Annotated in this window: 11 protein-coding genes and 1 pseudogene; 7 read left to right on the top strand and 5 right to left on the bottom strand. The window is 70.6% G+C overall.

Annotation, left to right across the window (positions count from 1 at the left end):
* The gene (locus QSK10_RS11475) at positions 1-207 is read right to left on the bottom strand and encodes an MbtH family protein (RefSeq protein ID WP_285662627.1); all 207 of its coding nucleotides are present in this window, start codon (positions 205-207) and stop codon (positions 1-3) included.
* A 145-nt stretch (positions 208-352) separates the two neighbouring features.
* On the opposite strand from QSK10_RS11475, the gene QSK10_RS11470 reads away from it, so the two are divergent.
* The 4 genes from QSK10_RS11470 to QSK10_RS11455 all read left to right on the top strand — a co-directional run bounded on the left by QSK10_RS11470 (position 353) and on the right by QSK10_RS11455 (position 3,499).
* Positions 353-1,939 (top strand): condensation domain-containing protein, encoded by a 1,587-nt coding sequence (locus QSK10_RS11470; RefSeq protein WP_285662626.1) that lies wholly within the window; start codon positions 353-355, stop codon positions 1,937-1,939.
* A 62-nt stretch (positions 1,940-2,001) separates the two neighbouring features.
* The gene (locus QSK10_RS11465; RefSeq protein ID WP_285662625.1) at positions 2,002-2,253 is read left to right on the top strand and encodes a hypothetical protein; all 252 of its coding nucleotides are present in this window, start codon (positions 2,002-2,004) and stop codon (positions 2,251-2,253) included.
* Positions 2,250-2,963, top strand: a complete 714-nt coding sequence (locus tag QSK10_RS11460; protein ID WP_285662624.1) for a hypothetical protein — start codon at positions 2,250-2,252, stop codon at positions 2,961-2,963. The genes QSK10_RS11465 and QSK10_RS11460 overlap by 4 nt, the downstream gene beginning before the upstream one ends.
* Positions 2,963-3,499: a hypothetical protein gene (locus tag QSK10_RS11455; protein ID WP_285662623.1), complete on the top strand. Its 537-nt coding sequence runs from the start codon at positions 2,963-2,965 to the stop codon at positions 3,497-3,499. Before QSK10_RS11460 ends, QSK10_RS11455 begins: the two co-directional genes overlap by 1 nt.
* Before the next feature lie 30 nt (positions 3,500-3,529).
* On the opposite strand, the gene QSK10_RS11450 is transcribed toward QSK10_RS11455, so the two are convergent.
* The 3 genes and pseudogenes from QSK10_RS11450 to QSK10_RS11445 all read right to left on the bottom strand — a co-directional run bounded on the left by QSK10_RS11450 (position 3,530) and on the right by QSK10_RS11445 (position 4,643).
* The gene (locus tag QSK10_RS11450; RefSeq protein ID WP_285662622.1) at positions 3,530-3,733 is read right to left on the bottom strand and encodes a DUF397 domain-containing protein; all 204 of its coding nucleotides are present in this window, start codon (positions 3,731-3,733) and stop codon (positions 3,530-3,532) included.
* Positions 3,734-3,814 (bottom strand): annotated as a pseudogene (locus QSK10_RS34260) (DUF397 domain-containing protein); the annotation flags it as partial.
* Positions 3,804-4,643, bottom strand: a complete 840-nt coding sequence (locus tag QSK10_RS11445) for a helix-turn-helix domain-containing protein (protein ID WP_285662621.1) — start codon at positions 4,641-4,643, stop codon at positions 3,804-3,806. The gene QSK10_RS11445 and the pseudogene QSK10_RS34260, both read right to left, overlap by 11 nt.
* A 181-nt stretch (positions 4,644-4,824) precedes the next feature.
* Between QSK10_RS11445 and QSK10_RS11440 the strand changes: the two genes are divergently transcribed.
* From QSK10_RS11440 to QSK10_RS11430, 3 genes are all read left to right on the top strand, one after another.
* Positions 4,825-5,019, top strand: a complete 195-nt coding sequence (locus tag QSK10_RS11440; RefSeq protein ID WP_285662620.1) for a hypothetical protein — start codon at positions 4,825-4,827, stop codon at positions 5,017-5,019.
* Positions 5,020-5,088: 69 nt separating this feature from the next.
* Positions 5,089-5,340: a hypothetical protein gene (locus QSK10_RS11435; protein WP_285662619.1), complete on the top strand. Its 252-nt coding sequence runs from the start codon at positions 5,089-5,091 to the stop codon at positions 5,338-5,340.
* Between the two features lie 92 nt (positions 5,341-5,432).
* On the top strand, positions 5,433-5,918 hold the full coding sequence (locus QSK10_RS11430) for a VOC family protein (protein WP_285662618.1): 486 nt from the start codon (positions 5,433-5,435) through the stop codon (positions 5,916-5,918).
* Here the strand turns inward: QSK10_RS11430 and QSK10_RS11425 are convergent.
* Positions 5,913-8,438, bottom strand: a complete 2,526-nt coding sequence (locus QSK10_RS11425; RefSeq protein WP_285662617.1) for an ATP-binding protein — start codon at positions 8,436-8,438, stop codon at positions 5,913-5,915. The genes QSK10_RS11430 and QSK10_RS11425 overlap by 6 nt on opposite strands.
* Positions 8,439-8,574 lie beyond the last annotated feature (136 nt).

The following is an 8,574-nucleotide window of genomic DNA, read 5'->3' as shown; positions in this document are numbered from 1 at the left end:
TTAGGCGGCGTCGGCCATGCGGCGGCGCAGGCTCAGGGGGCGCATGTCGATCCACACCTGCTCGATGTGGTCGAGGCATTCATTGCGGGTCCCGGTGGTCCCGTCCGAGCGCCAGCCCGCCGGCAGTTCCCGGTGCGCGGGCCAGATCGAGTACTGCTCCTCGTGGTTGACCACCACGACGTAGGTGGCCTGGTCGTCGTCGAACACGGTGTGACTCCTCTGGTGGTCGGTGTCGTGACCAGACGATCTAGGGCGCGTCTTTCAGTGGTCTTTCGCACCGCTATCACCTGGTGGATGGCGGCCCGATAGGGGGCGAATAGGGCGGCGAACGAGATTGACCACCATGGAAACCATGCCGACCGACGCCGAAGGCGTCCTCGCCGCGCGAGCCTCCTTCGCGCAGGAACGCATGTGGCTGCTGGAACAGATGGAGGACGACGCCGCCACGTACAACGTGCAGATGGGACTGCGGTTCCTCGGGGACTTCGACGCGCGCCTCCTGCGGTCCGCGCTCGACGAGGTCGTCGCCCGGCACGAGATCCTGCGCACCACCCTGGAGACCCGCGACGGTGAGCTCACCCAGCTCATCGCCGCGCCCGCGCCCGTCCCCCTGCCCCTCATCGACCTGGCCGCCGAACCCGGCCGCCTCACCGGCATCGCCGAAGAGGAACGCGATCGCGCCTTCGACCCCGCCGCCGAACCGCCCATCCGCGCGTTGATCGCGCGCATGTCGCCCACCGAGCACGTCCTGCTGGTGACCCTCGACCACATCGCCGCCGACGCGGCCTCACTGCACGTCCTGCACGGCGAGCTGGTCGCGCTCTACGAGTCCGGGCTCACCGGCGTCCCCGCCACCCTGCCCGAACTGGAGATCCAGTACGCCGACTACGCCGACTGGCAGCGCGAATGGCTCACCGGCGGCGAACTCGACCGGCAGATCGGCCACTGGCGCACCACATTGGACGGATCGGGCCCGCTCGACCTCGGCGTCCCCGGACCGGTGCGGGAACCGGCGACCGCGAACCGCGTCGTCCCGGCGGAGCTGATCGACGGGCTGTCGGACCTGGCCGCGGCGGCCGGCGCGCCGATGTACACCGTCCTGCTGTCCGCCTACGCCCTCGCCCTGGCCGAGCGCACCGGCCGCGCCGACCTGGTCATCGGCACCCTCCTCAATGGACGCACGCGCACCGAGATCGAGCCCCTCATCGGCTTCTTCGTCAACACCGTGGCCCTGCGCCTCGACCTCTCCGGCCGCCCCACCCACAAGGAACTGGTGGAACGCGCCGCCGCGGTGACCCTGGACGCCTACGCCCACCAGGACGCGCCCTTCGACCAGATCGTGGCCGAGCTCAACCCCGTGCGGGCCTCCGGGCGTCCGCCGTTCTTCGACGTGATGTTCCAGCTCGCCGACCTCGACCACGAGGCGGTGGATCTGCCCGGCGTCCGGCTGGAACCCCTGTCCCTGGCCAGCGCGCCCGCCCCGGTGGACCTGGTCTTCGCCATCCTGCGTGAAGGAGGGGAGCACCTGGGAGTCTGGGACCACGACGCGTCGATCCTGTCCCCGGGTGCCATCGCGGCATTGCAGGACGGCTTCGAGCGCGCCCTGGCGGCCATGGCCGCCGACCCCGGGGCGCGCATCCCCGAGTACACCGGCCGTGCAGCGGTGCCCACAGTGGAGTCGGTGGCGGGAGTCGCCGAGATGACGCCGCTGGCGGAGGAGATCGGCGCGATCTGGAGCGAGCTGCTCCAGCGTCCGGGGATCGAGGCGGGAGACGACTTCTTCGACCTCGGCGGCCACTCGCTCGCGGCGACCCGGCTGATCATCAGGCTGCGGGCCGAGCTGGGCTTCCCGCTGCCGGTGCGGGTGATCTTCGACCATCCGGTGCTGGCCGACTTCGCGGCGGCGGTCGAGGAGAAGGCGATCGCGGCCGCGGGGTAGACGATGGGGCCTCGGGTCGTGTCGCGCGGCCCGAGGCTTCGCGCGCGGGGGAGGATGGTCCGGTGGACATCGCCGAGGTGCGAGAGCACGTTGCCGAAGCCGCCGCCGATCTGCCCTTAGCCGCGCTCCAGGCGTCCCTGGAAGTGCTGGATGAGCAGCGATCCCACCTGGCCGAGGCGCTGTCCGGCACGGGTAGTGAGGACGCAAAAGCCGCCCTGGCCGCGTTCGAGCCGGTCGCCGAGCGGCTGCGCCGGGCCGTTGCCGCGTACCGGGCCGCGGTGAGTTGCTGTGACGATTACCTGGACGCGGTATGAGCAACCCGGGTGAGATCGCGGCGGTGATCCGGGCGGTCCTGGAGGCCCTGCCGGTGGACGCGTTGCGAGCGGCCAACACAGCCGCCGGGGAGTCGGCGGAGAGGATCGCCGCCGCGACGGAAGGCACCGGCCATGACGCTCCCCGGGAGGCACTGGCCCACATCGCGGAGGGGATCGAGCGGACCGGGGAGGCTCTGGCCGGTCTGGGCGAGATCCGGGAGCGTCTGAACGCGTACTTGGCGGTGCTCGTGCCCGGCGTGGAGGCGATGGTGGCACGCCCCATCGCCGGTCCGGCGGGGAAGCGGCCGATCACTCCGCCCAACCGGCGACACCATCTCAACAGCGTCGGGCGAAAGTCCCAGGTGCGCGAGGAGAACACGGTCATCTTGCCCGGAACGGATGTTCGGGGTGACCTGGACGCGATTCGCCGTGGTGAGGCGGCCTGGCTGCCCGATCGGGACCGCTGTCTGGTGAACGGGCGGCTCTACGGAGTCGAGGTGCCGGGCACGGTGTACCCCGACGAGGGACCGGGTCTGGTGAAGCTGAACCGGTCGGAGTACAAGGCCCTCAAGGGCCTCATCGAGGCCCGTGGCGACATGGACAGCCTGCCATCGGCTCTTGCGAACAACCCCGCCGTGACCGGTGCAGACTGGCAGAGGGCCGCTGAAGTGTACGAGCACCACAAGGACTACCGCAGCGAGGACACCTGATGGGCATCGAGATCAACTTCGACAGTCGCACGTCGGCGCAGCGAGTGCAGGAGGTTCTTTGCGCGCGCTACGGGATCGACCCGGCTCTGCTGTACGTCGGAGACCTGGGCGAGTATTCGGGTCCGCGGCTGATCGCGTATGTCACGCCGGCCCCCGAAGGCGAGCGGTACTTCGCCTGTGTGCTGGAGGGTGGACCCGAGTTCGATGAGGCGATCGGCGGTCTCACCGAGCTGCAGTTGGCGACGCTGCTCTGCAAGGAACTCGATACCCGTGCCCTCATCGATGATGGGGGTGGGGCCGCCACGAGCTGGATTCTGGTGACCGCCGACGGCTGGCACGGTCGCGTGATCGTCGACGATGACAGGCTCGACGATGAGTTCGTGATCCTGGAGGCGTTGCAGCCGGTGCCCAGTGCGCCGGAGATCCCAGTGGTGGAGCCGCCCGACTGGCAGAAGGGCTGGTACAAGGACGGGAAGATCCCCACGTCGGGTTTTGACCCCGATGACTGGCGGAAGCCGAGTGAGGCGGCCGGGTAGCCGGTTCCAGCGCGTACCCGGCCGATGGGGTTAGAGGTCGAAGCGGCCGGCGGCGATGTTGGTGAGGAAGGCCGACCAGGCCGGGGTGGGGATCGTGAGGGTGGGGTAGTCGTGGCCGGTGGCGATCTTCGAGTCGCGGACGGCGATGGTGGCCGCGATGGACGCGGCCTCTATACATGCCCCGTTGTTGGTGCTGTGGCTCGCCTTGCGCCAATGCAGCTCGTCAAGGCACACGGCAGCCTCAACGCAGTTGCCGTTATTCGCACTTCGGCTGCTCTTGATCCAGCGGAGCCGACTACCGGCGTTAGAGCTCATTGATGAGGTCCCTGATCGTTTCAGCGGAGGCGGCGGGCGATTGCGCCACCTGCTTGAGGTTCTCTGAGACCATCCTATACGTCTCGATGCTGTCGAGATCCTGTACGTAGACGGCCCCGTCGAACAGCTCCGTGAACGCGATCGGCATCGCCGACTCGAACTCCAAGACGAAGAACTGACCGATTTCGACCGCCGCGTGCATCCCGTCCTCGGGCCGCAGTACCTGGATCGTTACGTTCTCTCGGTCGCCCATCGCGAGCAAGTGCCAGAGCTGCTCGCGGCGTTGCTCCACTGTGCCGACCACCAGTTGCAACGCAGCCAGGCCGATCACCGTGTGCAGCCGAAGGTAGTCCTCTGCCTCCAGCCGCGCTGCCCGCGCTCGCCGGAACTCGACGAATCGTTCAGTTTGGTCGGGCCGCACGAAACCAGTCGCGCTTGTGATCGCCGAGCCGTACGCGGCCGTCTGAAGCAGGCCAGGGATGACCATCGGCTCGAACATGAAAGCGGACCTGGCGAGGCCCTCCAGTCCGGTATATGTCCGGTTCCAGTCGGGCACGATGTTCGACCACGGTGCCCACCACTGCTTCGCATCTTGCTGAGAGGCGAGGTGCACGATGCGGTCGATGTCGTGCTGGCTCGCGTCGCACACCCGCAGGATGCGCACGATGTCATCGGGGAACTGCTGGAACCGGCCGGTCTCCATGTTGCCGATCTTCGGGCGGCTCATCTTCGCGCCGCCGTCTTGGGCGAGCCGATCTGCGACCTCCTGCAAGGTCAGCCCCGCTTGCTTTCTGATGCGCGCCATCTCGGTGCCGATCAGCCAACGCATCGCGGAAGGGTCGGAGCGAGACGTCATCGATTACCTCCAAGGTGGCGTCGGCTACCGAGCCTAACGAGGCAGTCGGATCCGCGACACGCCGCGTCCATTATCGCAAGCGTTCTTGCGACCACGGGTGCAATGTGGTTAAGTCGGAATGTAACCGCTGGTCAGGCCACCGGAGGGGGAACTCATGGGCCTGTCGCCCCGCGCATCCGAACTTCTCAAGGAGATGGGCCGTCACGGCCCGCTCGTCTCCTTCTCCCCGATCATCTGCCGCTCCAGCTGCCCGGAGCACTGGCCGTGCGCGGCCTACAAAACCGCCCAAACCGAGTTCGACGCGATCGTCATCCCGCCGGTCGCCGAACCCGGCTCCACGTCCACATAGAAACGGCGGCCATCCCGCAAAGGTCTCGAAAACCCGGGCTGGCCGCCTTGACACGAAAGGCGTCCTTTCATGCTGCTGGAAAACCTAGCACCTCTCATCGGCTACCTCCTCCTCGGCGCGATACCCGTGACCACCGGCTTCACCCTCCTCGTCGCCACCGCCCACGAACACGACCTCACCCTCCTCGGCTACTGCCGCTGCTTCACCTGCCTCCTGGCCTACAAACTCGACCGCCACCACGGTCGGCATCGCCTCGAAGACCATTTCGACCGCCAGTCCACGATCCGGGCCGATTTCCACTCCCTCACCCCGGATAGCTGAAGCGCCGCCCGGGGCGGATGGGGCCCCGGGCGGTCCCCAACTCATCCCCATTCAGGACACGAGCTGACCGCAAAACCCCTCAAGCTGAATCCATGACCGAAACAGTCGCCCCCATCCCCGCCGGCTACACCACGATCACCCCCTGGATCATCGGCGACGACACCGCCGGGCTCATCGACTTCCTCCAGCGCGCGTTCGGCGCCGAGGACCTGGGCCGCTTCACCAACGCCGACGGCCGCATCGGCCACGCCGAGCTCAAGATCGGCGACGCCCACCTGATGGCCTTCGACAGCCCGCCCGGCTGGGAGGCCACCCCTTCCTTCCTGCGCCTCTACGTCCCGGACGCCCGCGCGGCCCACGCGCGCGCCGTCGCGGCGGGCGCGACCTCGGTCACCGAGGTCACCCACCTCTTCTTCGGCGACGAGGTCGGCCGGGTCCGCGACCCGTTCGGGAACCTGTGGTGGATCCAGACGCACATCGAGGACGTGGACGCCGACGAGCTCACCCGCCGCCTGTCCGATCCGGCCTTCACCCGCGCGATGGAGTACGTGACGGGCGCGCTGGCGCAGAACTCATAGCAACACCGCCCGGGCCTCGCGGGCGGCGGACGCCAGCTCCTCCACCCGCGCCCGGCACTCCGCCACGTCGGACGGCGACAGCACCGCCAGCCGCCGCGCCGCCACCACCTGCGCGGCGGGCAGCCCGGCGGCCTCCGCGCCCGACAGGGCCGCCCGGTGGTGCTCCACCGCCTCCTCATCCCGCCCGAGCGCGGACAGCGCCAGCCCGATCGCGTTGTGGCTCTCCGGCTCCTCGCCGCGGTTCCCGGTGCGTTCCAGCACCTCCAAGGACCTCAGGGCCTGCGCCAGCGCCTCCCCACCTCGCCCAAGCCGCCGGTGCGCCGCCGCCAGCGACCGCCGGGTCAGCGCCTCCCCGGCCCGGTCGCCGATGCGGCGCTGCTCCTCCAGCGCCCGGCGCAGATGGTCCACCGCCTTGGCCGCTTCACCCGTGGCGACCATGAGCGTCCCGACCTGCGCGGTCACCCGCGCCGACAGCAGCTTGTCACCGAGCCCTTCCGCCAGGGCCCGGGACTCGCGGGCGTGCCGGGCGGCCCGGTCGGTCTCGCCGAGCCGCCCCCACAGCTGCGACAGGGTCAGATGCGCCCAGGCACCGGTATCCCGGTGCCCGGTCGCCTTGTACAGCGTCATCGCCTCCTGAAGACGCCCGTGCGCCGGGACGTACTCGCCCAGCAGCAGGTGCGCCTCGCCGAGGTTCAGCAGGTTCACCCCGCGCGTGTCCTCGTTGCCCAGCTCGATCGCCAGGTCCAGCGCCTCCAGGTAAAGCGGCACCGCCTCGCGGGGACGCCCGGCCAGCAGCGCGACGAACCCGAGCGCGCCCAGGGCGTGCGCCTGCCCGGTGCGGTCGCCGGCGTCCCGCTTCAGCTCCAGGGAGCGCTCGAAGAACGAGCGCGCCGGATCCAGCTCGCCCCGGCGCCAGTGCACGTCGCCGACGCGGAAGATCGCCGCGCCCTCACCACTCGTGTCATCCAGCCGGTGGGCGGCCTCGGCGGCGGCGGAGTGCACGGCCAGTCCGTCCTCCCAGCGGCAGCGCTGGTAGAAGTGCCGCCACAGCAGGCTGGACAGCGACATCGCGTGCCCGGGCCAGCCCTCCCGGGCGGCGTGGACGGCCACCGCGGTCAGCTCGCCGAGGTTCCGGTCGGTCCACGCGGTGGCCGCGTGCGGCTCGGTGAACACGATCGCGTACCGGTCGTCGCCGGGCATGGCCCGCGAGCGGGGCTTGTCCCAGGGCGCGAAGCAGTCCTTGGCGTGGGCCGCGGTGTGCGCGAAGTGGTCGAACAGCCGGGTCAGCGCCGGTTCGCGCTCGGCGTCGGCGGCGGCCAGTTCGGCGGCGTACACCCGCAGCAGGTCGTGCATCCCGAAACCGGCCGAGCCCGCCTCCTCCAGCAGGTGCGCGGCCAGCAGGACCCCGGCGTGCTCCTCGGCGGGACCGCCGAGCAGCGCGGTCAGGCCCGCGATGTCCAGGTGCCGCCCCGGATGCGCGCCCATCAGCCGGAACAGCCGCGCGGCACCCGCCGGCAGATGCCGGTACGACCACGAGAACACCGGCCGGACGCCGGTCTCCAGCGGGTCGAGCTCATCGGCGATCTCGGCGAGGGACCGCCCGGGACGCTCGGCGGCGTGCCCGGCGGCCAGCCGCAGCGCCAGCGGCAGCCGCGCGCAGCGGTCCACGATCCGCCGCGCGCTGTCCACATCGGACGTCCGCTCCGCGCCGAGCAGCCGCCGCAGCAGGTCCAGCGCCTCGCCCTCGTCCATCGGCTCCACATCCAGGCGGTGCGCGCCATCACGGGCGATCAGCCCGGTGAGGCTGTCGCGGCTGGTGACCAGCACCAGGCAGGTATCGGACTCCGGCAGCAGCGCCCGCACCTGCTCGACCCCGGCGGCGTTGTCCAGCAGCACCAGGACGCGCCGGTCGGCCAGCAGATCCCGGAAGCGGTCCTGGCGCCCGGCAAGGGTTTCCGGGATCGCGCCCTCGGGTTCCCCGAAGGCCAGCAGGAACTCGCCGAGGACCGTCGCCGGGGCCAGCGGCTCGCCGGTGTCGAAGCCCTGCAGGTCCACGTACAGCTGCCCGTCGGGAAAGCGGGCGGCGATGGTGTCGGCCCAGCGCAGGGCCAGCGCGGTCTTCCCGACACCGCCACCACCGATGAGGGCCGAGACCACGACGATCCGGCGGCGGCGCAGCAGTCCGTCGAGTTCGGACAGTGCCCGGGCCCGGCCGGTGAACGCCGGGTCGGGCGGCGGCAACTGGCGCGGGACGCGCGCCGGTCCCGGCCGCGCCGCCCGCCGCCAGGCCCGGTACCAGGCCTCGGTGTCGGCTTCCGGCGCGCACGCGGTCACCAGGGCCCGCACGGTCGGCCAGGACGGGACGTGCTCGCCGCGCGGGTTGGCGGCCTCGGCGAGGGTGGCGCGTTTGAGGCCGGTGGCCTGGGTGAGCGCGCTGAAGGACAGCCCGGCGCGTTCCTTCAGCTCCCGAAGGGCCGTCGCCAGGCCCAGCCTGCTGTGCACTGTGGACGGGTCGGACACGGCTCCCCCTTTCGCCGTCGCGCGGCGACCGACGATAGCAATCCCCGGCCAGACCCGCCGTCCGACGCCGTCCGAGCGCCCTTGTCAGACGCCTCCCGGGCGGCTTCCCTGTTCCCGGCGCGCGGTGAGCCCACAC

This window comes from Actinorhabdospora filicis (assembly GCF_030269765.1).
Classification (GTDB): domain Bacteria; phylum Actinomycetota; class Actinomycetes; order Mycobacteriales; family Micromonosporaceae; genus Actinorhabdospora; species Actinorhabdospora filicis.
The sequence above is the reverse complement of the archived record's forward strand: the minus strand, read 5'-3'. Positions and strand labels throughout refer to the sequence as shown.